This window comes from Acidovorax sp. ACV02 (assembly GCF_014851475.1).
GTDB lineage: Bacteria > Pseudomonadota > Gammaproteobacteria > Burkholderiales > Burkholderiaceae_C > Acidovorax > Acidovorax delafieldii.
This window is the reverse complement of sequence record NZ_JACUZU010000001.1, coordinates 293,689-313,901: the sequence shown is the minus strand read 5'-3', so window position 1 is coordinate 313,901 and position 20,213 is coordinate 293,689. Positions and strand designations below refer to the sequence as shown.

Genomic DNA, 20,213 nt, shown 5'->3' with positions numbered 1-20,213 from the left:
ACAGCTGTCGTGCAGAGCCCTGGCCACTGGCACGCACTAGATCAGTGCCCCCGCACAAGGGCCGCCCCGCCGCGCTGGGGGCGACCCCCTTGAGGGGGAAGACGCGCAGCGGCTCAGGGGGCTATAGATTTGCCGGATCAAAGTTGGCGCCGCAGAGAATCAGGGCCACCATTTCTTGTGGCTGGGGCTTGTAGGCGCCGGTTTGCAGTGCGGCCAGGCCCAGCGCGGCGGCGGGTTCCACAGCCAGTTTCAACTCCTTCCACAGCCACAGCTGGGCCGCGCGGATGGCGTCATCGGGCAGCAGCAACGCATCGTGCACATGGCGCTGGCTCACTTTCCAGCCAATGGCGCCGATGCGCTTGGCACCCAGCGAGTCAGCGGCCACGCCACCCACGTCCACATCCACCGGCTGGCCCGCAGCCCGCGCGGCGTACAGCGTGGGCGCGCGTTCGGGCTCCAGTGCCACCACATGGGCGCGACTCTCCACCCACGCGGCCACACCGCCAATGAGGCCGCCACCACCCACGCTGACCAGCACCGAGTCGGGCAGGCGGCCACCCTGCTCTTCGATCTCCAGCGCCAGCGTGCCCGCGCCTGCCACCACTTCGGGCTGGTCATAGGCATGGGCCTGCAGCGCACCCGTGGCCTTCTGACGGGCCACGCAGGCTTCAAAGGCTTCGGAATATGCGGCGCCAGTGACGACCACCTCGGCCCCCAGCGCGCGCAGGCGGGCACGTTTGGCCTCGGGCGAGACCTCGGGCACAAAGACCTCGCAGCGCACCCCCAGGGCCTGGGCGGCCGCCGCCACAGCAATGCCGGCGTTGCCGCCGGAGGCAATGATCACGCCGCTCTCGGGCACCGGGTTGGCCAGCAGGCGGTACAACATGCCGCGCGCCTTGAAGCTGCCGCCCACCTGCAAATGCTCCAGCTTGAGCCAGACCTCTGCACAGTCCACGCCCAAGGACTTGCCGGACAGGCGCATCAGCGGCGTGGTGCGCAGAAAGTCGGGCTGGGTGGCCAGTTGGCGGCGGGCAGCGGCAATGGCGGCGCGGTCGATCATGCAGGGGCTCCGAATGGCAGATGGTGTCAAAAGAAGGGGGCAGTGTAGGGGCTGCCCGCAACATGCAGACACAACGCTGACTGCACGCGCGCCGCACAACTGCCGATAACATGGGCAGAGCAGTCCCCACCCCACCGCGCTGGCCGGCCTGCGCGCAGGAGAAAAATCATGTTCTTTGTGTTCGGCCCGTCAGGCCAGATGTACCGGGGTGGCCCCGAAAACCTGGCACGTATTTCTGCGGTGCGCAGCGTGCAGCGCCCGCAGGCCCTGCGCACGCGGGCCATGGACGCACAAGATGGCCAGCCAGGCCCCGTCTTCACGGCCCCGCCCCGCCCCACTGCGGCCGACACCAACGCTGCTGCGCCTGCGGCTATCGTCAACCTGCGCATGCACGACGCGGTGAGCGCCTACGCACAGACCGAGCAAGGCCCCCAGGCCAGCACCCGCCAGCCGTTGACCAAGGTGAGCGATGTGATGACCACCGGCGGCGTGAGTGTGGCGCCCGACGTGCGTGTGAACGATGCCTGGCAGACCCTGGCCGAGCACAAAGTGGCGCAGGCGCCCGTCGTCGATGTGCTGGGCCGCGTGATCGGACTGCTGCTGAGGGCCGACATGGCGCCACTGGACTTGCTGCCCGAGCCCGGCGCCGTCAAACAGGCCATCGACCTGGCCCGCCGCCCGGTGGCCGAGGTGATGGTGAGCCCGGTGCCCACGGTCTCCCCCGACACCGAGCTGCGCCGCGTGGCTGCCGTGCTGCTGGACACGGGCCTGCCCGGCCTGCCGGTGACGGACGAGGCGGGCGTGCTGTCGGGCTTTATCTCGCGCACCGACATCCTGCGCGCCGTGGCGGCCGACCCGCCGCTGGACCTGTGGAGCGGGCCCGCCGTGCCCTTGTAAGGGGATATTTGAATAAAAATGGCCGCTGGCGCTAGAAGAATATGCGCCAGCCGCTATCAATTCAGGAGTTAATAAAAAGTGCGCCTGTTGGCGCCCTTGCACGATCACCGGCGGCCCTTCACGCCACCGTCAGTGGGCCGATGGACCTGTCTCTGGCGTGCGCTCACGAATCTCCAGCCCCGTGGCCGCGTCGATCTTGAGCCCCTTGGGCAGCGGGAACTTGATGGTTTCCTCGATGCCCGCCATGGTGCGGACCGACACAGCGCCCAGCGCCTTGATGCGGTCGATGACCTGCTGCACCAGGATTTCAGGCGCCGATGCGCCCGCCGTGAGCCCCACGCGCGAACGGCCCTTGAACCAATCGCCCTGCAGCTCGTCAGCACTGTCCACCATGTAGGCGGTGGTGCCCAGCTTGGCCGCCAACTCGCGCAGGCGGTTGCTGTTGGAGCTGGTGGGGCTGCCCACCACGATCACCACGTCCACCTGCGGGCTCAGCACCTTCACGGCGTCCTGCCGGTTCTGGGTGGCGTAGCAGATGTCCTGCTGCTTGGGCTCGCGCACGCTGGGGAAGCGCGCGCGCACGGCGGCAGATATCTCGGCCGCATCGTCCACACTCAGCGTGGTCTGTGTGACCACGGCCAGCTTTTCGGTCTGCGCGGGCTGCACGCGCGCCACGTCTTCCACATCTTCCACCAGGTGGATGCCGTGGTCGAGCTGGCCCATCGTGCCCTCCACCTCGGGGTGGCCCTTGTGGCCGATCATGATGAACTCGTAGCCCTCTTTGGCGAGCTTGGCTACTTCGACGTGTACCTTGGTCACCAGCGGGCAGGTGGCATCGAAGATGCTGAAGCCACGCGCCTCGGCCTCTTGCTGCACGGCCTTGCTCACGCCGTGGGCGCTGAAGACCAGCGTGGCGCCAGGCGGCACGTCCGACAGCTCTTCGATAAAGATCGCGCCCTTGGCCTTGAGGTCGTTCACCACGTAGGTGTTGTGCACGATTTCGTGGCGCACATAGATGGGGGCGCCAAACTTCTGGATGGCGCGCTCCACGATCTCGATGGCGCGGTCCACACCGGCGCAAAAGCCACGCGGCTCGGCCAGCAGGATTTCTTTCGGCGCCAGCATCACAGGATCCCGATCAGCTGCACTTCAAAAGTCACGGGCTGGCCCGCCAGCGGGTGGTTGAAGTCGAACAGCACGGCGCCGTCGTCACGCACCTGCATCACGGCCCCGGCGTAGCTGCCCTGGCCGTCGGGCGTGGGGAACTGGACCACGTCGCCCACGTTGTATTTTTCGTCGGGGTCACCCAGCTCGTTCATCAGCTTGCGCGCCACCCACTGCTGCATGTCGGGGTTGCGCTCGCCAAAGGCCTCGCCCGCAGGCAGCTCGAACGTGGTGCGCGTGCCCTCGGCCAGGCCTAGCAGGCGCTGTTCCATGGCGGGCGACAGCTCGCCCGTGCCCAGCGACAGGGTGGCGGGTTTGTCGGTAAAAGTGTTGATCACATCCCCCGCCGGGCCGGCCAGGCGGTAGTGCAGCGTGAGGAAGGAGCCCGGCTGAACAGTGGGAAGGGAGGTGGAAATAGAGGTCATGAGAGTCCCGATAAACTGCCGCGATTGTAGAAAACCGGGCAAACCCCTAGCGCAGCCACCGCTGCTGGCGCGTCCCACCTCCTCTTCCATGGCCATCAAAGACCTGCCCGCCGACGCCCAGCCCCGCGAAAAACTGCTGGCGCGCGGCCCCGCCGCGCTGGCCGATGCCGAGCTGCTGGCCATCCTGCTGCGCACGGGCATCGTGGGCAAGGGCGTGCTGCAGATGGCGCAGGAGCTGCTGGACCCGCCCGGCATTGACCCGGACACGGGCGCCGTCACCGGCGGCTTTGGCGGCATTGCCGGGCTGTTGCACACCAGCGCGGCCGACCTGGAACGCATCAAGGGCCTGGGCCCCGCCAAACGCGCCGAGCTGGTGGCCGTGCTGGAGCTGGCCCGCCGCGCCCTGGCCCAGCAGCTGCGCGAACGCGAGGTGTTCGACTCGCCCGATACCGTCAAGCACTATTTGCAACTGCACCTGGCCGCCAAGGGACACGAGGTGTTTGCGGTGCTGTTTCTGGACGCACAAAACCGCCTGTTGGCGCTGGAGGAGCTGTTTCGCGGCACGCTCACGCAGACCAGTGTGTACCCGCGCGAGGTGGTGCTGCGCGCCCTGCACCACCAGGCCGCCGCTGTGGTGCTTGCCCACAACCACCCCAGCGGCAGCGTGCAACCCAGCCGCGCCGACGAGGCGCTGACCCAGACCCTGAAGACCACGCTGGCCCTGGTGGATGTGCGCGTGCTCGACCATGTGATCGTGGCGCCGGGCCAGGCGCTGTCGATGGCAGAAAAGGGCCTGGTATGAGCCCTCGGCCATCTCGTTCCTCCATCGCTGACACCTCGGTGGCCAATGCTGCCAATGTCATACATTCGCTGCAAGACCTGAAGCAGATCCGCAAGCAACTGGAACAAGACCGCGCCGAGGCCGCCGCACACGAGAAGGCCCGTCAGGAGGCCGATCGCCGCGCCCGCGATGCCCACCGCTTTTTCGAACTGGCTGTGGGCCCGGTGCACCGCATGCGCCCCCCCGGCACCGTGGAGCATGAGCCCAAGTTGCCCCCTCCCATCCCCGTGCAACACCAGTTGGACGAACAGCGCGTGCTGCTCGAATCCATCAGCGACGACTTTGATGTGAGCTCTCTGCTCGAAACTGACGAGGCCCTGAGCTTTCGCCGCCCCGGCGTGGGGCCGGACATCACGCGGCGACTGCGCAAGGGAGAGTGGACACTGCAGGCACAACTGGACCTGCACGGCCTGCGCACCGACGAAGCCCGCGAGGCCCTGGGCCAGTTCCTGCGCGACGCGCAAAAGCAAGGCAAGCGCTGCGTGCGCGTGGTGCACGGCAAAGGCCTGGGTTCACCGGGGAAAAGTCCGGTGCTCAAAGGTCGGGTACACAGCTGGCTGGTGCAGAAAAACGAAGTCCTGGCCTTTGTGCAAGCCCGGGGGGATGAAGGTGGAGCAGGTGCGTTGGTGGTGCTGCTACGCTCAGCGCGGAAGATGCTGCGAAATAGGCCCTAGCGCTTGCCAGAAAAGCACTGATCGCTATATATTTCAGAGCAACCGTACGGCATCACCCGCACGATACTCTTCTAAGATTTGACCGTAAAGCTTCCGCTCAAACCGGACCACCCTGAACCCGGACGTAGCAAAAGGGAATGGCGCTATGGGCTGGGATCTTCATTCCTACCTGGCATTGGGGCAGGGTATTGGGCGTCACGACCGTATAACCGGGAGTCGCCTGAATGCTCAGGATAAACACATCTTTATCCCCGGCGTTGTAGACCACCTCGTCAATATTGGCCGGGAAGTTGTACGAAGACCCAATGTAGTTGGCAGCATTGATGCTGCCATTAGAGTAGGCATTGCGTGCGCCAAAGACACTACCCAATACCAGGGTCACCGCCACCGCCGCAGCCAACAGAGAGTAGAACTTGGCTCCGTGCCCCGCACGGCGGAAGGCATTCCAGGCAAACAGTCCCAAGGCACCGACCAAAGCCATCATCCCCCAATCCGACAAGGTGGGAATGGAGGAACCCAATCCGAAGCTGATGACTCCGCCGGAAGCCGGCTGGGCCAGCACCGCAAACGAGGAAAACAGCCCCAACCCTGCGCAGGCCGATTGGCGGATGGCGATTTGGTTCATAGTGACTCCAAAAGAGAATTGCGGGAGATGGGCCCCGATGGGGAGCCATGGTTCGCCCATGACGGTCACTCTAACACGTAACACTTTGTCTCCAAGAGACGGTGTTTGTGCCCATCATCAGCCGCCGCTGACAACACCGTCAAGGAGATTCCGTGCACCGAAACTGCCGTTCGGCCACCCATAGGCAGTCGCAGAACAGCCCCGCCCTCGGCCAAACCGGAAAGCGGGAACTGGGGAGAGCGCCCGCCCCTTCACTCCCGCATTACTTCGAGAGGTCGATCCCGTACTTAGACGTGCCCTTGCCCGAGCCGTCATCGGCCGCCAGCAGCGACACATTGCCCAGCCCGGCCGCCTGCGCCACGCTGAGGGCATTGGCGCCTGAGCTGAACACCACCGGACCCGCCACCGTGGCCTTGGCAAAGCGCCAGCTCTTGGCAGCGCCGTTGGCCGCGCGCGTCACTGCCGGGTTCTTGCGGATGTAGTCGATCACCACGTCGCGGTTGGCGTCGGGCGAGGCCCAGATGGTGCCCGAGCCGTCGAGCTTGTCGATGAAGCTCTTGCCGCTGGTGGCGCGGTAGTTGTTGGTGGCGATCACGAACTCATGCGCCACATCGATGGGCTTGCCCAGGTACGTCAGGTTCTTGATGCGGCTGCCCACGGGCTGGGTCACGTCGATCTCGTACTGCATGTCCGCCGTGGTGAACATGTCGAAGTTGTACCCAGGGAAGGTGCTGATGAGCTGTTGCTCGGTGGTCTTGGCCGGGTCGATCTGGTTGAAGCGCTTGGCGGCGGCTTCGAGCCAGTTCTTGATGTCGCCACCGTTGACCTTCACCGCGTAGACGGTGTTGGGGTACAGGTACAGGTCGGCCGCGTTGTTGATGGCCAGCGGGCCCACGGCCACGTCGGTGTAATCGGCCCCGCCCTGAAAGCCGCTCTTGAACGGTGCGCTCACCGACAACACCGGCAGCTGCGCATACTGCGGCAGGCTGGCCTTGATGTAGGCCGCCACATAAGCCTGCTGCGCCTGGTTCACGATCTGGATCGCGCCGGGGTCGCCCACGTCGGCAAACAACGTGCTCATGCGGAAGTCGGTCTGGCCGATGGGTGTCTTCACGTACTGGATCGCGGCCTGGTGCTGGGTCTCGATCAGCGGGGCGATGGCGGGGTCGGCGTCCACGGTCACCGTGGCGCCTGCGGCATTCTTGTTCTGGATGTTGCGCAGCTCGCTCTTGCTGGCGGACTTGTTGACCACCCACTTGCTGCCGTCCCATTGCAGCGCCAGTTGCACCACACCCAGGGCCTTGCCCCAGGAGCTGGCCATGACGGCAGGCACGCCGTTGATGGTGCCCGCCTTGTGGTCCACACCGGCCAGGTTGAAGCTGGGCGTGGCGGCCGTGTCGGGGAACACGCCATGCTGGTGGCCCATCACCATCGCGTCGATACCCGCCACCTTCGACAGGTACAGGCCCGGGTTCTCCATGGTGGCCGAGTAGGCGGCACTGTCGAGCCCGCCGTGCAACAAAGCCACCACGATGTCAGCCCCCTTGGCGCGCAGCTCGGGCACGTACTTGTTGGCGGACTCAACGGCGCCTTCGGTGTAGACCTTGCCTTCCAGGTAGCGCTTGTCCCAGTTCATGATGCCGGGGGTGGTAAAGCCGATCACGCCGATCTTGATCGGCAGCTTCACTTCCTTGCCATCCGTACCCTTGGCCACCAGCGTGCGCTCCAGCAGCGTGTAGGGCTGCACCAGCGGCTTCTTGGTCTTATTGCTGTACACGTTGGCCAGCACGGCGGGGTAGCCAGCGCCTGCGCATTTCTTGGAGTGGTCCACGCCGTCCACATCCAGCCCGCCGCCCAGCACCTGGTTCAGGAAGGGCAGGCCGTAGTTGAACTCGTGGTTGCCCAGCGTGCCCGCATCAAAGCCCAGCGCGCCCATAGCCTTGTACATGGACAGCTGCTGCGTGCACGGGATAGGGCTGATGCTGGCCTCGTAGTCGGCCAGCGCAGTGCCCTGGATGGTGTCGCCGTTGTCCACCAGCAGCGTGTTGGCAAACTCCTTGCGGGCCGCGCGCACCAGCGTGGCCGTGCGCTCAAAGCCGTAGCTTTTGTCTTCGGCCAGCTTGAAGTAGTCGTAGCTGCGCACGTTGAAGTGCAGGTCGGTGGTCTCCAGCACGGCCAGCGTGGCCGTGGCGCCCGCGTTGCTGCTGGCGTTGTCGCTGCTGCCGCCGCAGGCAGCCAGCGACGCGGCCAGCGCCACCATGCCCCATGCAGCCATGCGGCGTGAAACATGCGAAGGAGAAATCAGAAAGCCCAGAGTGCGTTCAGACATGAACAGTCCCGAATTGAAACAAGGGACCGAGTGTCTGGGCCGGGTTTGACAGCGGTGTGACGTGGCAACGTGGCCGCAACACTTGTGCCTCGTGCTGCGGTCAGTGCGCCTTGCTGCGACTCAATCGATACGGTACACGTCGCCGTTGTGCGGCGAGGCGCTTTCGTGGAACAGGTCTTCCAGAAACTGTGCCAGCTCATGCTCTTGGACAAAGTCGGGGATCACAAAGCCCGACGGCGAGCGCTTGCCATCTGCGCCCACGCGGTAGGCCTGCCACAGCGCACCTTCGCGGCGCACTTCGACGATGCGACCGAAAACATTAAAACGGGGGTGAGCGTTCAACGGTGCTGCCATGGGGTACCGATCTATCCTTCGGCCTCTTGCCGAAAACCATCACAGATCACTACCCATGCGGCTTTGGAGGCCACATGGATGTGCTTTTGGGGCGGGGTCTCGTAGGCGGTGTCCAAGGTACCCAGCGGCACGGCCACCCACTCGCTATAGGGGCCTTCGCTGTGCCACAGCAAGGGCGAGCCACACACCGAGCAAAACGTGCGCGTGACCAGGGGCGAAGACCGGTAGGTGCGCGTCAGCCCTTGCCCAGACACGAAGCGATGGTGCACACGCAACACGCTGCCATAGCTGCCAAACGCCGCACCATGCGCCTTGCGGCACATCGAACAGTGGCAGTGCGATGCACCCTGCAATGGCGCCGTGGTTTCGTAACGCACGCCTCCACACAGGCAGCTGCCTCGCTGCACAGCAGCAGGCGTCGTCATGGCGCCACCGACGCGATCAAGTCCACCTCCACCGTCGCGTTCTTGGGCAGCTGCAGCACACCCACCGAGGTGCGGGTGTGGGCACCAGCCTCGCCCAGCACGGCAAACAGCACCTCGGAGGCACCATCGGCCACCTCGCTTTGCTGCGTGAAGGCAGGCGCCGACTGCACGTATACGGTAATGCGCAAAATGGATTGCACGGCATCGAGCGAACCCAGCGAGCGCTGCAACAAGGCCAGCGCCCGCATCACACACACCTTCGCGGCTTTTTGCGCATCGGCCAGCGTGGCGACCGCCCCGGCAGCGCCCGTGACCACCACGGTGTCGCCCACGCGCGGGATCTGCCCGCTCAGGTAGATGTGGTGGCCGTCCCGCACGAGCGGAACGTAGTTTCCACCAATCTTGATCTCGCCATCAAAGCGGTAGCCCAGCGCCTGGGCTTGTTCCTGAAAACGGGCATCGCGTGACATGGCGGAAGTTCTCCTGAAAATGGGTGGCGAAGTGGGGACGCGATACCAGCCGAACGACGGGCGGAACACGAGCAACCTCCATCATAGGCAGGCACCAGCACGCCACACCCCTACCCCCTGTGCAAACCCATGGACACCCATCCACACAAGAGGCTGAGAACGGCCGTCAAGCCAAACGCCACATGGTAACCCGCCAGCAGGGCGGCCTGCGGCACCACCGCTTCTACCCCTTGCCCCACGGACCCGGCCAGTGTGGCCACACAGGCCACTCCCAACGCACCCCCCAGTTGCCTGGCGGTATTGGCCAGCCCCGATGCCAGGCCCGCATCCTGCGGCGGCACGCCCCGCGTCACAGCCAGGGTGGCCGACAGAATCAGCGCGCCCAGACCACAGCCCACCAACAGCACAGGGCCCAGCACGTCCGCCAGGTAGTCGGGCTGCGGCGGCAACGCACACAGCCACACCAGCCCGGCTGCAGCCACCAAGGAGCCCCACAGCGGCAGTCGCCCGGCCTTGCCAGCCGCCATGGGCCCCGCAAAACACTGGCGCATGGCCGCCAGGGCCAGCGCCATGGGCAGCAGGGCCAGGCCCGTATCCAGCGGGCCGTACCCCACCCCATGCTGTAGCGCTGCCGATAGCAGATAGACGGACGCCGCCAGCGTGGCCCCCAGCACCAGCATGAGCACGTTGCCAACGCGCAGCCCGGGCAGATCAAACACCGACAGGCGCACCAGCGGGTGGGCGCTGCGCCGCTCCACCACCACGAAACATGCACACAACAGCACCGCAGCCCCCAGGCTACCCAACACCCACGGGTTGCCCCAGCCCCGCTGCGCCGACTGCGTGATGCCCCATACCAGAGCTGCACAACCCAACGTAGAGAACAACGCGCCCGGCAGATCCAGCCGCTGGACCTGGCCAGCGCGCAGGGGCGGCAGCAGCCCCCAGGCGACACCCGCCATCAAGGCAAACCCTACGGGCACGTTGACGAACATGACCCAACGCCAGCCCAAGGCTTCGGTCAGCAGGCCCCCAGTCACCACGCCCAACGCAAACCCAGCAGAGTTCAGCGCCGCCCACAGCGACAGCGCGCGGGCGCGTGCCTGCGGGTCGTGATGGGTCGCCGCCATCACCAGTGTCATGGAAGAAGTGGCCAATACGGCGGCGCCCATACCCTGCACAGCGCGCGCAGCCAGCAGCATGGGAGCACCCTGAGCCCACCCGGCAGCCAAACTGGCCACAATGAACAGCGCCAGCCCCCACTGCAGCACGGGCCGGCGGCCATAGAGGTCGCCCGCGCGGGCTGCCAGAAGCATGCAGCCGCCCAGGGTGAGCAAGTAGGCGTCGATCACCCATTGCTGCGTGCCATGCGCCAGGCCCAGGTCACGCTGCATGGCGGGCAGGGCCACGTTGACGATGGAACCGTCCATCACCACCATGAACGAGGCAATGCAGGCCATGGCGACGATGAGCCAGGCAGGAAGCCCCGGGCGCAGCAGCGCGGCGGGAACGGGAGGGGAAACGGAAGACATGGCAGTTGCTCCAGAAGTCAAACAGAAGAAGCCTGCAGTCTCCCGCCAGCACGCGGTATCGTGATAACGTTGTCCAGACCAAAAACAATGCATTTGGGCCACAATGCCAGAACCCCCATCGCGCAATCCATCCAGTCCGGTGAACGCGGCTCTGCGTGAACTCAGCGAGCGGGGGGACGGACCGCCGCTGTATGCAGTCTGGGGCGACCATCGGCCTTCTAGCGACTTTCAGCTCGGAACACGCGAGACCGACTGGCACAGCCACCTGCGTGGCCAGATGTTCTGCATCGAAAACGGGCTGATCCATGTACGCACGCACCAGGGCTCGTGGCTGCTTCCCCCGCACCGCGCGGGCTGGATCCCACCCGGCATGCCCCACACCGCCAGCATCAGTGGCGTGACGCGCGGGTGGAATGTGGTAATCACCCCCGAGGCATCGCGCAGCCTGCCGTCGCAACCTTGCGTTTTTGGAGTGAGCGAACTCCTGCGTGCGCTGGTGCGCCGTGCCACGGACTGGGACGCACATGACACACCGACACCCGCACAGCGCCGACTGGTGAAGGTTCTTCTCGACGAAATCCAGGCGGCACCCCACGAGCCGCTGCACCTGCCCATGCCCACCGACCGACGCCTGCTGCGTGTGGCCCAGGCCGTGCTAGCGGCGCCGGGCGACACGCGCACCTTGGCCGACTGGGCCGCATGGGGCGGTATGTCACCGCGCACACTCAGCCGCCTGTGCCAGGCCGAACTGGGCTCCAGCTTTGCGCAGTGGCGCCAGCAGGCGGGGCTGGTGCATGCGCTGGAGGCCCTGGCACGCGGAGAGACGGTGGCCCAGGTGGGCGACACCCTGGGCTACGCCACGCCCAGCAACTTCATCGCCATGTTCCGTCGCGTGTTTGGTACGTCACCCGCCCGCTACTTTGCCCAGCGCGGGGATGAGGACAACGGCAAGACGGCCTGAGTATTCACGCTTCAGTCAACGGTCTGTTGCCTGGCGCCACCTCACTGGCGGGCTACACCCCTTTGTTGCGCATCCAGTCCGCCGTGCCCATGAAGCTTTCTTTCAGCCGCACGCGCAGGTCGGCGGGCACGCCGGTCTCGCCCATGGCCTGGTCCATGCAGGCCACCCATTGGTCGCGCTCCTTGATGCCGATGGCAAACGGCATGTGGCGCGCGCGCAGGCGCGGGTGGCCAAACTGGTCGGTGTAGTACGAGGGGCCACCCAGCCATCCGCACAGAAACATGAACAGCTTTTGCCGCGCCTGGCCCAGGTCGCTGCCATGGGCGGCACGCAGCTCGGTGTAGCCGGGCTCCAGGTCCATCAGGTCATAGAAGCGCTCAGTCAAGGCGCGCACGCGTTCTTCGCCGCCGATCCATTCAAAAGGGGTGGTGGCCACGGGGGCATCTGCGGCGGAGGACGAGGGGGTGGATTCCATGGGGTTGGCAAGGAGAGGTTGCCAGGCGGTGTCGGGAAGCCTTTGATTATAGAAATCAAGGGCCTTTCATTCGCCTTGTGGGACCTTGGGACAGCCGCACTCCCACACCCGATGCCCTGCCCTGCTACTCCAGCACCGCCCGCAGCTGCCGCGTGGTCACCGCCAGGCGCCGGGCGCCGATCTGGGCCAGGTTGTTCATCACCGTGAGGGCCGCCTCGGGGTACTGCCTTGCCCAGGCATCAAAATGCGCGCGCGACAAACGCACCAGATGCGCCGGGCCACGTTCGGCGCCCGCGCAGGCACTGCGGGCCGCACCATTGAGGAAGGCCATTTCGCCAAACGCCATGCCGGGGCCTACGGTGGCCAGGCGCAAGCCCTTGTCGGGCGGCCATTGGGTGACCAGCGTGATGTGGCCGGACTTGACCACGAGGAGGTCATGGTCTGTATCCCCCGCATGAAACACCACGCTATGGGGCGGGACGGCCTGGGACACCAGCAGCGCCTGCAAGGCCTCGGCAGCGGCCTTGGGCACGCCCTCGCCCACCTCGCCCAGCACATCGCGCTCGGGGTGCACGGGGCGTTGCTCGATGGGCCGCTGCGACAGGATGCCCACCTCGGCCCATTCCAGCGCCCGGTCCAGATCGGCAAAGGCGCGCACATGCTCCCCCGCATGCTCGGCGGCCATGGGGTCCAGGGCTGCCACGGCCGCGGCGATGCCCTGCTGGTCCAGATCGCGCACCAGCGCTCGCAGTTGGGCCATTGCCGTGCTGTCCCACGCGGGCACGCGGCCCGCGTCCAGAATGACCCAGCGATGGCGCGGCAGCAGCAGCATGCGCACCTGCTCGGCCAGGTGGGCAGCCACGCCAAAAGACATCACGCCTTGCAGTTCAAACACCGCCACCTGGTTCATGCGCGGCGTCAGCCAGCTGTCCGACCCGGCACGGCGCAAGCGCCGCGAGCGCAGCTCGCCATCCAGACGCACATGGCGCAGCACCGTGGCGGCAGAGTCGTGCAGCAGCACAAACGTGGCCACCACCAGGCCAGCCACCAGCGCCCCCACGCCCCCCATCACGGCAAACACCAGCGCCACCAGCCAGCTTTGCGCCCAGGTCACCCGGGACCGGCGGGCATAGCCCAGCGACCACATGAGGCCCGGCACCTGCATCAGCCCCGCCAGCACCAGCCCCCCGGCAAGACAGGCCATGGGCACCCAGTGCAGCCACCAAGCCCCGGTGAGCGCCACACCCAGCATGATGGCTGCGTGCCAGCGCGGGGCATCGCGCGAGGCCCCCGCCTGCGCCAGCACAATGCGCGAACGCGACGCGCTGGTGGATGCGGGAATCATGCCCATCAGCCCACACAGCGCACCCAGCAAACTCTCGCGGCGCAGCGCCAGGTTGGCGTTGCCACGCAGGCCATGGTCCAGCTCCAGCTCCTGGTTGAATACCAGAATCTCCAGGCTGTTGACCAGCGCCATCAGTACTGCCAGCACCACCAGAGCAGAGCCCTGCTGCCGGGCCAGGGCCATCCAGGGAATGCTCGTCCAGTCGGGCAGCATGGGCCAGGCAAACACGCTGGGCGGCACGGCCGGCACAAACACACTGCCCAGCCCCACACCCCATACCCCCGCCAGCGCCACGGCCAGTGCCACCAGGGCCACGGCCGACAGCAGCCCCGGCATGCGGGGCCAGCGCCAGCGCAGCCCCCAGGCCAGCCCCACCACGGCCAGCGCAGCAAGCAGGTGCCAGCCGGTGCGTGCGTCCCACAGCGCATCAGCACCCGCACCAAAGCCATTGCGCACCTGTCCCACCACCATCGACAAGCCCACACCGGCTGCAAACCCGTGGGTGACCGAGATGGGAAGAAACCGCGCCACCGACGCCAGCCGCAACACCCCCAGCAGCCACTGGAACACAAAGGCCAAAGCCACCGTGGCACCGCTGACCGCCAGCACCTGGCGGGCGCTCAGGCCCAGGCTCGGGGCCGCACCGTGGGCAGTCGCCAGCACGGCGGCAAACAGCAGGGCCACCACCGTGGTCGGTGCATACACCACCCCGGCACGGGGTGTCGCCAGGGTCAGCAGCAGGCCGGGCAATGCAGCCGACCACAAAGCCAGCGCGGCCAGCGAATGTTCGCCCGCCAGCGGCGCAAATGCCAGCAGCCCCAGCCCCACGGCGTGGGGCACGGTGACCGCTGTCGCAGACCACGCCGCTGCTGCGCCCGAGGGCTGCGGCGCCGACGGCCCGACCTCAGCCCCCGCCGAAGGCCCGGCACGGCGATGCAGCGAGGCAGTCACGGGTGCGGTCGGCGGCATGGAGAAGGTCTAATAATCCCTGGGCATTGCGCGCCTACAGGCTGCGCGCCGCAAAGGTGTCGCAGGTCTTGACACTGCCACTTTGCAGGCCGCTGTTGAACCATCGCTGCCGCTGGGCGCTCGTGCCATGCGTGAAGCTCTCGGGCACCACCGCGCCGCCATTGGCCCGCTGCAGCGCATCGTCACCAATCTTGGCGGCGGCGTTCATGGCTTCTTCCACATCGCCCTGCTCCAGGATCTGACGGGACTTCTGGGCGTGGTGGGCCCACACCCCCGCAAAGCAGTCGGCCTGCAGCTCCAGCCGCACCGACAGCGCGTTGTATTCCACCTTGCTCACACGGCCCCGCATCTGGTCCACCTTGGCGCTGATGCCCAGCTGGTTCTGCACGTGGTGGCCCACCTCATGGGCAATCACGTAGGCCTGGGCAAAGTCGCCCGGGGCACCCAGCCGGGTCTTGAGAGTCTCGTAGAAACCCAGGTCGATGTAGACCTTCTGGTCAGCGGGGCAGTAAAACGGCCCCATGGCTGCCTGTCCCGTACCACATGCGGTGGGCGTAGCGCCCCGGAACAACACCAGCCGCGGGTCCTGGTAGCGCCCGCCGCCCTGGCGGAACACCTCGCCCCACACGTCCTCCGTGTCGGCAAGCACCGTGGACACAAAACGTGCCATGGTGTCATCGGCTGGTGGGCGGTGGGCCGGAGCATGGGGTTGCGTCTGCACCTGGGGCGCTGGGCCGCCGCCGCTGAGCAGCCCCAGGATGGTCAAGGGGTTGATGCCCAGCACCCAGCCCCCCACCAGCGCGATCACGATGGTGCCAATGCCGATGCTGCGCCCACCAAACACCGGCGATCCACCGCCGCCGCCCTCGTCACGGCGGTCTTCCACGTTGTCGGACTCGCGATTGCCTTCCCATTTCATTGCGTCTCTCCAGCGCCCTCCAGGTGGGGCGGCCAAGCCTGCATGTTACGCGCGGGACCGCCCTGGCGCGGACGATTTACGATGTGTTCCACCCCGCTTTTGCCTGCCTTTCATGACATCTGCCGCACACCATAGCGCGCCCCATGCCGGGCCCACCATTCTTCTGACCGGTTTTGATCCGTTTGGTGGTGGCGCGCACAACCCCAGCTGGCTCATTGCGCAAGCGCTGCACGGGCAACGCATCGCAGGACACCAGGTGGTGGCTGCGCAATTGCCCACGGTGTTCGGGCAGTCGTTGCAGCGGCTGCAGTCGCTGTTGCTAGAACACCGGCCCACCGTCACGCTGTGCCTGGGCCTGGCAGGTGGTCGGGCAGCGCTGTCCATCGAGCGCATCGGCATCAACATCAACGATGCGCGCATTCCAGACAACGGTGGCGCACAGCCCATAGACACCCCGGTGCAGCCCGGCGGACCTGCCGCCTACTTCGCCAGCCTGCCCATCAAGGCCATGCTGCGCGCCGTGCAACGCGCTGGCGTGTCCTGCGAGGTGTCGCAAACCGCTGGCACCTTTGTCTGCAACCATGTGCTGTACGGCCTCATGCATCTGCTGGCACAAGGCATAGGCCCAGAGGGCGCACGGGGCGGTTTTGTGCATGTGCCCTGGCTCAGTGGCCAGGGGGACCCCCATCTGCCCCTTCGCGACATGGTGCGCGGCATGCATGCCGCCCTGTGGGCTGCGGTGCTGACGCCGCAGGACATCGCGCTGCAGGCGGGGGCCACGCATTGATGGGCATGGCAGCCATGGCGAACCTGCCCCCCGCCCAGCACACGCTGGGCTACCTTGGGCACTGCACAGGTGAGGGCTTCTCCGCTCCCACGAGAGCGGCATGCTGTGTACAGTCCGCCTATGCTTTTTGCCCCCTCTTCAGCCCCCTCGGGCGTGCTGGATGCAGCAGCCACCGCTGCGCGGTTGCCCTGGTCCGATCTGGCTGATGAAATAGCGGCCTTGCTCAAAGACCCCACAGTCGTGGTGCCGCAACGCGCCGTGCTGCCGCTGGCGCAAGGCGGCAGCTTGTTTGTGATGCCCGCCACGGATCAATCGGTGGCCATGACCAAGCTCATCACCTTCACCGCGGGCAACGCGGGCACAGGACGCCCGTCGATCCAGGGCGATGTGGTGGTGTTTGACATCGCCACGGGCGAGCGTCGGCTGGTGCTGGACGGGCCCACTGTCACCGCACGGCGTACCGCCGCGGTCTCTCTGCTGGCCGCCAGGCATCTGGCGCAGGTGCCACAGGGCCCTTTGCTCATCGTCGGCGCAGGGGTGCAGGGTCTGGCACATGCCGAGGCATTCATCCACGGCCTGGGCGTGCGCGAGGTGTGGATTGCCTCGCGCAGCAGCGCCAGCGCCCAGGCCCTGGCAGCGCAGGTGCGCGGCCTGGGCGCCCACGTGCGGGTGGTGGCCGATGCCGATGCCGCCGTGCCCCACTGCCCGCTGATAGCGACCTGCACCACGGCCAGCGCACTGGTGCTGAGCGCCCCGCCCCGGCCCGACGCATTTTTGGCGGCCGTGGGCGCTTTCACGCCCGCCATGGCAGAGCTGGCCCCAGCCCTTTGCCAGCATGTGGCGCGGCACGGACGCATCCTGGTGGACACCAGCGATGCACTCCATGAAGCGGGCGACCTGCTGCAGGCGGGCCTGGATGTGGCGGCGCTGCCGACGCTGGGTGAGATGGTCCGGAGCCTCGGTGCCGCAGACCCCGAGCGGCGTTCGGGCCCGGTGCTGTTCAAGAGTTGCGGCTGGGCCGGCTGGGACTTGGCAGCAGCCCGGCTGGCCCTGCGCCGCGCCAGCACGGCACCGGCCGCGACGGCACACTGGGCAGACCCATCCGCATGATGCTCATCACACGTTTTTCAGACCACAGCCTGCGCATGCAGATCGCGCTGGTGTTTGGCACGCTGGTCGTGACCCTGTCAGTGCTGCTGTCGCTGGGGTTTGGCGAGTTGCTCAAGCACCGCATTCAGCGCGATGCAGGCAGTTCCTTGCAGGTGGTCGCCGAAAACGCAGGCAAGCTCCTGGCCCTGGGCCTCATGCAGCGCAGCCTGGAGGCCGAGGTGATGGCCAGTGCCGAAGTGGTGTGGTCCAAGGGGCTCGACTCTGCCGAGGCCCAGCACATGCTGGCCCGCAGCCAGGCCATGCAGCCCACCAACATCTGGATCGGTGTGGCCGATGCGCAAGGCGTGGTGCGCAATGCCACACGCGGCCTGCTGGTGGGCCAGAGCGTGGCCCAGCGGCCCTGGTTTCAACACGGACTCGAAGGGGTGCATGTGGGCGACGTCCACCCCGCCAAGCTGCTGGAGTCCCTGCTGCCCCCCACCGCCACTGGCGAACCACACCGGTTTGTGGACTTTGCAGCGCCCATTCGCGTCGGCCCCACCACGGTGGGCGTGCTGGGCATCCACGGCAGCTGGCAGTGGACACGCGAGGTACTGGAGAGTCTGACCCCTGCGTCATCCGATGAAAGCGCGCTGGAACTGTTCATCTTTGACCGCGAAGGCCAGTTGATTTTTGCGCCTGGCGGACAGACCGAGGTGATGCGGTCTGCCGGGCAGCGACTGCCCGAGGACATCAGTGTCAACAACAACCGTGATGGCGACCGCACGCAGACCACCGTGGTGCGGTGGAGGGATGGCAAGCGCTACCTGACCGCAGCCACGCAGCTGCAGCCGCGCAACGCGGCCAGCGATCTGGGCTGGCGCATCGTGGCACGCCAGCCTGTGGAATTGGCTTTCGCGGAGGCAGACAACACCGTACAACTGGCACTGGTGATTGGCCTGACGGCCGCGCTGCTGGCATCGGCCCTGGCCTGGCTGGCCGCCCGGCGCCTGAGCGTGGACCTGTATGCACTGGCCGACGCGGCCAGTGCGGTGGAGGCCGGGCTCCCCGGCAGCGACATTCCGACCATGCAAAGCAGCCGCGAAGTACAACAGCTGTCTCAGTCTCTGGGCCGCATGACGCACCGCCTGCTGGCCGCCCGCGAGGCGATGGAAGAAAAAGTGCGCCTGCGTACGCTGGAGCTGGAGGCCGCGAACCGCGCGCTGGACCTGCAGGCGCGCACCGACGCCCTCACCGGGTTGCTGAACCGGCGCGGCTTCGAGACACAAATGGCCTTTGCGGTGGCGCTGGCTCGGCGCAGCAGCCGTCCGCTGAGCCTGATCACCGTGGACGTGGACCACTTCAAGCGGGTGAACGACACCTACGGGCATGAAGCCGGAGACGAGGTCCTGCGGCGACTGGCACGCACGCTGGAGTCCCGCCTGCGTGGCTCCGATGTGGTGGCGCGACTGGGGGGAGAAGAGTTCGTGGCGTTGCTGCCCGACACCGACCTGGACGGCGCCCAGTCCATTGCGCAGGCCCTGGTCACCGCCATGGCAGAGCAACAGAACCCGGTCGTGGGCACCATCACCGTCAGCGCAGGTGTCGCAACCATGCGCAGCGCAGACGACAACGGCGCCGCCATGCTGCGTCGGGGCGATGCCGCGCTCTACGAGGCCAAGGGCCAGGGACGCAACAGGGTCTGTGTGGAGGCGTGAGGGCTGCCCGAGCCCGCAGTGGCGCCGTCCCCCGGTGTTGCGGGCCGTGGCTCCGGGCTTTCGGCTTGCAGCACGGGTGCCTCAAAATACGGCTGCAGCTGGGCCGACAGCTCTTGCAGGCCAGCGTCCGGAGCGCCAGCCGCCAACGCCAATCGCTCCAGGGCATAGGGCCGGTGGCCCAGCATCATCGACATGTTCACGCAGTGGCCGTGTGCTGCCATGCGCAGCACAAAGGCATTGAGCAACTCACAGGGCCAGTAGGTGTGGTGTGCCTGGCAGTCGGCGTCGGCGGAATGCGGCGCAGCGTCTGGGCGCCGGGGCGGCGGGATGTCAGAAGGCGCAGGGGCAGGAGCGGGATCGGCCAGCGCTGGCGCCAGAGCGCGGATGGGCGCAAAGAACAAGGTTGAGGCGGCAGCGGACATCAGCATGGTGAAACTCCATCAGCCTCCATCTCCCGGGAGGCGTGTCACCGATGCTAGAAAACTTACCGATGCTTGCATTTCAGCCAAGGCGCATGGCGCGTGTAGGACACAACCCCTGCCACCGCCCGCCATGTGCGCGTGGTCAGGCCTTGGGCAGTGTCACGCCCACCTGGCCCTGGTACTTGCCGCCCCGGTCTCGGTAGCTGACCTCGCACACGTCGTCCTTGTCGCTCTCGAAGAACAGCACTTGTGCGCAGCCCTCGCCTGCGTAGATGCGCGCTGGCAGCGGCGTGGTGTTGCTGAACTCCAGCGTCACATAGCCTTCCCACTCGGGCTCGAACGGCGTCACGTTGACGATGATGCCGCAGCGGGCATAGGTGCTCTTGCCCAGGCAGATGGTGAGCACATTGCGCGGGATGCGGAAGTATTCGACCGTGCGGGCCAGCGCGAAGCTGTTGGGCGGGATGATGCAGCTGTCACCCTCGAAATCGACAAAGCTCTTTTCATCGAAGTTCTTCGGGTCCACCACCGTGCTGTGGATGTTGGTGAACACCTTGAATTCGGGCGCACAGCGGATGTCGTAGCCGTAGCTGCTGGTGCCGTAGCTGATGATCTTGCGGCCTTCGACCTCGCGAACCTGGCCGGGCTCGAAGGGCTCGATCATTCCGTGCTCGGCCGCCATGCGGCGGATCCATTTGTCGCTCTTGATGCTCATAGCAGAACTCCCTGCGC

General features: G+C 66.6%; 21 protein-coding genes. 7 read left to right on the top strand and 14 right to left on the bottom strand.

Annotated features, from left to right (window positions below; all coding sequences use genetic code 11):
• Nucleotides 1–121: 121 nt before the first annotated feature.
• Nucleotides 122–1,060, bottom strand: a complete 939-nt coding sequence (locus tag IB236_RS01515; protein ID WP_192418440.1) for a threonine/serine dehydratase — start codon at nt 1,058–1,060, stop codon at nt 122–124.
• Nucleotides 1,061–1,228: 168 nt separating this feature from the next.
• On the opposite strand from IB236_RS01515, the gene IB236_RS01510 reads away from it, so the two are divergent.
• Entirely contained in the window at nt 1,229–1,957 is a 729-nt protein-coding gene (locus IB236_RS01510; protein ID WP_056060861.1) for an HPP family protein, read from the top strand.
• 129 nt (nt 1,958–2,086) lie between these two features.
• Here the strand turns inward: IB236_RS01510 and ispH are convergent, their stop codons facing one another.
• Nucleotides 2,087–3,082 (bottom strand): 4-hydroxy-3-methylbut-2-enyl diphosphate reductase, encoded by a 996-nt coding sequence (gene ispH / locus IB236_RS01505; RefSeq protein WP_192418438.1) that lies wholly within the window; start codon nt 3,080–3,082, stop codon nt 2,087–2,089.
• Nucleotides 3,082–3,546, bottom strand: coding sequence for a peptidylprolyl isomerase (locus IB236_RS01500; protein ID WP_056060856.1), 465 nt, complete (start codon nt 3,544–3,546; stop codon nt 3,082–3,084). Before IB236_RS01500 ends, ispH begins: the two co-directional genes overlap by 1 nt.
• Nucleotides 3,547–3,634: 88 nt before the next feature.
• Here IB236_RS01500 and radC point away from each other — a divergent pair, with 88 nt between their 5' ends.
• Together radC and IB236_RS01490 are read left to right on the top strand one after the other, a co-directional pair.
• Nucleotides 3,635–4,348, top strand: a complete 714-nt coding sequence (gene radC / locus IB236_RS01495; RefSeq protein WP_056060853.1) for a DNA repair protein RadC — start codon at nt 3,635–3,637, stop codon at nt 4,346–4,348.
• The gene (locus IB236_RS01490; protein ID WP_121943561.1) at nt 4,345–5,061 is read left to right on the top strand and encodes a Smr/MutS family protein; all 717 of its coding nucleotides are present in this window, start codon (nt 4,345–4,347) and stop codon (nt 5,059–5,061) included. Before radC ends, IB236_RS01490 begins: the two co-directional genes overlap by 4 nt.
• Before the next feature lie 97 nt (nt 5,062–5,158).
• Here the strand turns inward: IB236_RS01490 and IB236_RS01485 are convergent, their stop codons facing one another.
• From IB236_RS01485 to IB236_RS01460, 6 genes are all read right to left on the bottom strand, one after another.
• Nucleotides 5,159–5,686 carry a midcut-by-XrtH protein gene (locus tag IB236_RS01485; RefSeq protein WP_158605779.1) on the bottom strand — a complete coding sequence of 176 codons (528 nt, stop codon included), beginning with the start codon at nt 5,684–5,686 and terminating at the stop codon, nt 5,159–5,161.
• A 262-nt stretch (nt 5,687–5,948) separates the two neighbouring features.
• Nucleotides 5,949–7,961, bottom strand: coding sequence for a bifunctional 2',3'-cyclic-nucleotide 2'-phosphodiesterase/3'-nucleotidase (locus IB236_RS01480; protein WP_225580935.1), 2,013 nt, complete (start codon nt 7,959–7,961; stop codon nt 5,949–5,951).
• 174 nt (nt 7,962–8,135) lie between these two features.
• Nucleotides 8,136–8,369, bottom strand: coding sequence for a hypothetical protein (locus tag IB236_RS01475; protein WP_015012904.1), 234 nt, complete (start codon nt 8,367–8,369; stop codon nt 8,136–8,138).
• A gap of 11 nt (nt 8,370–8,380) precedes the next feature.
• Nucleotides 8,381–8,794: a GFA family protein gene (locus IB236_RS01470; RefSeq protein ID WP_167514381.1), complete on the bottom strand. Its 414-nt coding sequence runs from the start codon at nt 8,792–8,794 to the stop codon at nt 8,381–8,383.
• A complete protein-coding gene (locus tag IB236_RS01465) occupies nt 8,791–9,264 on the bottom strand; it encodes a RidA family protein (RefSeq protein ID WP_192418434.1) in 474 nt (157 codons plus the stop codon). Before IB236_RS01465 ends, IB236_RS01470 begins: the two co-directional genes overlap by 4 nt.
• A 110-nt stretch (nt 9,265–9,374) precedes the next feature.
• On the bottom strand, nt 9,375–10,796 hold the full coding sequence (locus IB236_RS01460) for an MFS transporter (RefSeq protein WP_192418432.1): 1,422 nt from the start codon (nt 10,794–10,796) through the stop codon (nt 9,375–9,377).
• Between the two features lie 103 nt (nt 10,797–10,899).
• On the opposite strand from IB236_RS01460, the gene IB236_RS01455 reads away from it, so the two are divergent.
• Complete coding sequence (locus IB236_RS01455; RefSeq protein WP_192418430.1) at nt 10,900–11,757, top strand: helix-turn-helix domain-containing protein; 858 nt, start codon at nt 10,900–10,902, stop codon at nt 11,755–11,757.
• A gap of 52 nt (nt 11,758–11,809) precedes the next feature.
• On the opposite strand, the gene IB236_RS01450 is transcribed toward IB236_RS01455, so the two are convergent.
• From IB236_RS01450 to IB236_RS01440, 3 genes are all read right to left on the bottom strand, one after another.
• The gene (locus tag IB236_RS01450) at nt 11,810–12,232 is read right to left on the bottom strand and encodes a group II truncated hemoglobin (RefSeq protein ID WP_121943567.1); all 423 of its coding nucleotides are present in this window, start codon (nt 12,230–12,232) and stop codon (nt 11,810–11,812) included.
• Nucleotides 12,233–12,356: 124 nt separating this feature from the next.
• Nucleotides 12,357–14,546 (bottom strand): cyclic nucleotide-binding domain-containing protein, encoded by a 2,190-nt coding sequence (locus IB236_RS01445; RefSeq protein ID WP_192418428.1) that lies wholly within the window; start codon nt 14,544–14,546, stop codon nt 12,357–12,359.
• Between the two features lie 34 nt (nt 14,547–14,580).
• Nucleotides 14,581–15,465, bottom strand: coding sequence for a neutral zinc metallopeptidase (locus IB236_RS01440; protein WP_056747416.1), 885 nt, complete (start codon nt 15,463–15,465; stop codon nt 14,581–14,583).
• Nucleotides 15,466–15,577: 112 nt separating this feature from the next.
• Between IB236_RS01440 and pcp the strand changes: the two genes are divergently transcribed.
• From pcp to IB236_RS01425, 3 genes are all read left to right on the top strand, one after another.
• Complete coding sequence (pcp, locus tag IB236_RS01435) at nt 15,578–16,252, top strand: pyroglutamyl-peptidase I (protein WP_192418426.1); 675 nt, start codon at nt 15,578–15,580, stop codon at nt 16,250–16,252.
• Nucleotides 16,253–16,372: 120 nt separating this feature from the next.
• Complete coding sequence (locus IB236_RS01430) at nt 16,373–17,362, top strand: delta(1)-pyrroline-2-carboxylate reductase family protein (protein ID WP_192418424.1); 990 nt, start codon at nt 16,373–16,375, stop codon at nt 17,360–17,362.
• Entirely contained in the window at nt 17,359–19,059 is a 1,701-nt protein-coding gene (locus tag IB236_RS01425) for a diguanylate cyclase (RefSeq protein WP_192418423.1), read from the top strand. Before IB236_RS01430 ends, IB236_RS01425 begins: the two co-directional genes overlap by 4 nt.
• On the opposite strand, the gene IB236_RS01420 is transcribed toward IB236_RS01425, so the two are convergent.
• Nucleotides 19,011–19,487: a hypothetical protein gene (locus tag IB236_RS01420; protein ID WP_192418421.1), complete on the bottom strand. Its 477-nt coding sequence runs from the start codon at nt 19,485–19,487 to the stop codon at nt 19,011–19,013. The genes IB236_RS01425 and IB236_RS01420 overlap by 49 nt on opposite strands.
• Nucleotides 19,488–19,623: 136 nt before the next feature.
• Nucleotides 19,624–20,196 (bottom strand): dCTP deaminase, encoded by a 573-nt coding sequence (gene dcd, locus IB236_RS01415; RefSeq protein WP_015012892.1) that lies wholly within the window; start codon nt 20,194–20,196, stop codon nt 19,624–19,626.
• Nucleotides 20,197–20,213: the final 17 nt, after the last annotated feature.

Bases quoted from the DNA above. Each gene is read 5' to 3' on its own strand.
- IB236_RS01460 (WP_192418432.1), bottom strand. From the start codon at position 10,796: ATGTCTTCCGTTTCCCCTCCCGTTCCCGCCGCGCTGCTGCGCCCGGGG.
- ispH (WP_192418438.1), bottom strand. From the start codon at position 3,082: ATGCTGGCGCCGAAAGAAATCCTGCTGGCCGAGCCGCGTGGCTTTTGC.
- IB236_RS01490 (WP_121943561.1), top strand. From the start codon at position 4,345: ATGAGCCCTCGGCCATCTCGTTCCTCCATCGCTGACACCTCGGTGGCC.
- IB236_RS01455 (WP_192418430.1), top strand. From the start codon at position 10,900: ATGCCAGAACCCCCATCGCGCAATCCATCCAGTCCGGTGAACGCGGCT.
- IB236_RS01445 (WP_192418428.1), bottom strand. From the start codon at position 14,546: ATGCCGCCGACCGCACCCGTGACTGCCTCGCTGCATCGCCGTGCCGGG.
- dcd (WP_015012892.1), bottom strand. From the start codon at position 20,196: ATGAGCATCAAGAGCGACAAATGGATCCGCCGCATGGCGGCCGAGCAC.
- IB236_RS01420 (WP_192418421.1), bottom strand. From the start codon at position 19,487: ATGCTGATGTCCGCTGCCGCCTCAACCTTGTTCTTTGCGCCCATCCGC.
- IB236_RS01510 (WP_056060861.1), top strand. From the start codon at position 1,229: ATGTTCTTTGTGTTCGGCCCGTCAGGCCAGATGTACCGGGGTGGCCCC.
- IB236_RS01450 (WP_121943567.1), bottom strand. From the start codon at position 12,232: ATGGAATCCACCCCCTCGTCCTCCGCCGCAGATGCCCCCGTGGCCACC.
- IB236_RS01465 (WP_192418434.1), bottom strand. From the start codon at position 9,264: ATGTCACGCGATGCCCGTTTTCAGGAACAAGCCCAGGCGCTGGGCTAC.
- IB236_RS01515 (WP_192418440.1), bottom strand. From the start codon at position 1,060: ATGATCGACCGCGCCGCCATTGCCGCTGCCCGCCGCCAACTGGCCACC.
- IB236_RS01485 (WP_158605779.1), bottom strand. From the start codon at position 5,686: ATGAACCAAATCGCCATCCGCCAATCGGCCTGCGCAGGGTTGGGGCTG.
- IB236_RS01425 (WP_192418423.1), top strand. From the start codon at position 17,359: ATGATGCTCATCACACGTTTTTCAGACCACAGCCTGCGCATGCAGATC.
- IB236_RS01500 (WP_056060856.1), bottom strand. From the start codon at position 3,546: ATGACCTCTATTTCCACCTCCCTTCCCACTGTTCAGCCGGGCTCCTTC.
- IB236_RS01440 (WP_056747416.1), bottom strand. From the start codon at position 15,465: ATGAAATGGGAAGGCAATCGCGAGTCCGACAACGTGGAAGACCGCCGT.
- IB236_RS01480 (WP_225580935.1), bottom strand. From the start codon at position 7,961: ATGGCTGCATGGGGCATGGTGGCGCTGGCCGCGTCGCTGGCTGCCTGC.
- pcp (WP_192418426.1), top strand. From the start codon at position 15,578: ATGACATCTGCCGCACACCATAGCGCGCCCCATGCCGGGCCCACCATT.
- radC (WP_056060853.1), top strand. From the start codon at position 3,635: ATGGCCATCAAAGACCTGCCCGCCGACGCCCAGCCCCGCGAAAAACTG.
- IB236_RS01430 (WP_192418424.1), top strand. From the start codon at position 16,373: ATGCTTTTTGCCCCCTCTTCAGCCCCCTCGGGCGTGCTGGATGCAGCA.
- IB236_RS01470 (WP_167514381.1), bottom strand. From the start codon at position 8,794: ATGACGACGCCTGCTGCTGTGCAGCGAGGCAGCTGCCTGTGTGGAGGC.
- IB236_RS01475 (WP_015012904.1), bottom strand. From the start codon at position 8,369: ATGGCAGCACCGTTGAACGCTCACCCCCGTTTTAATGTTTTCGGTCGC.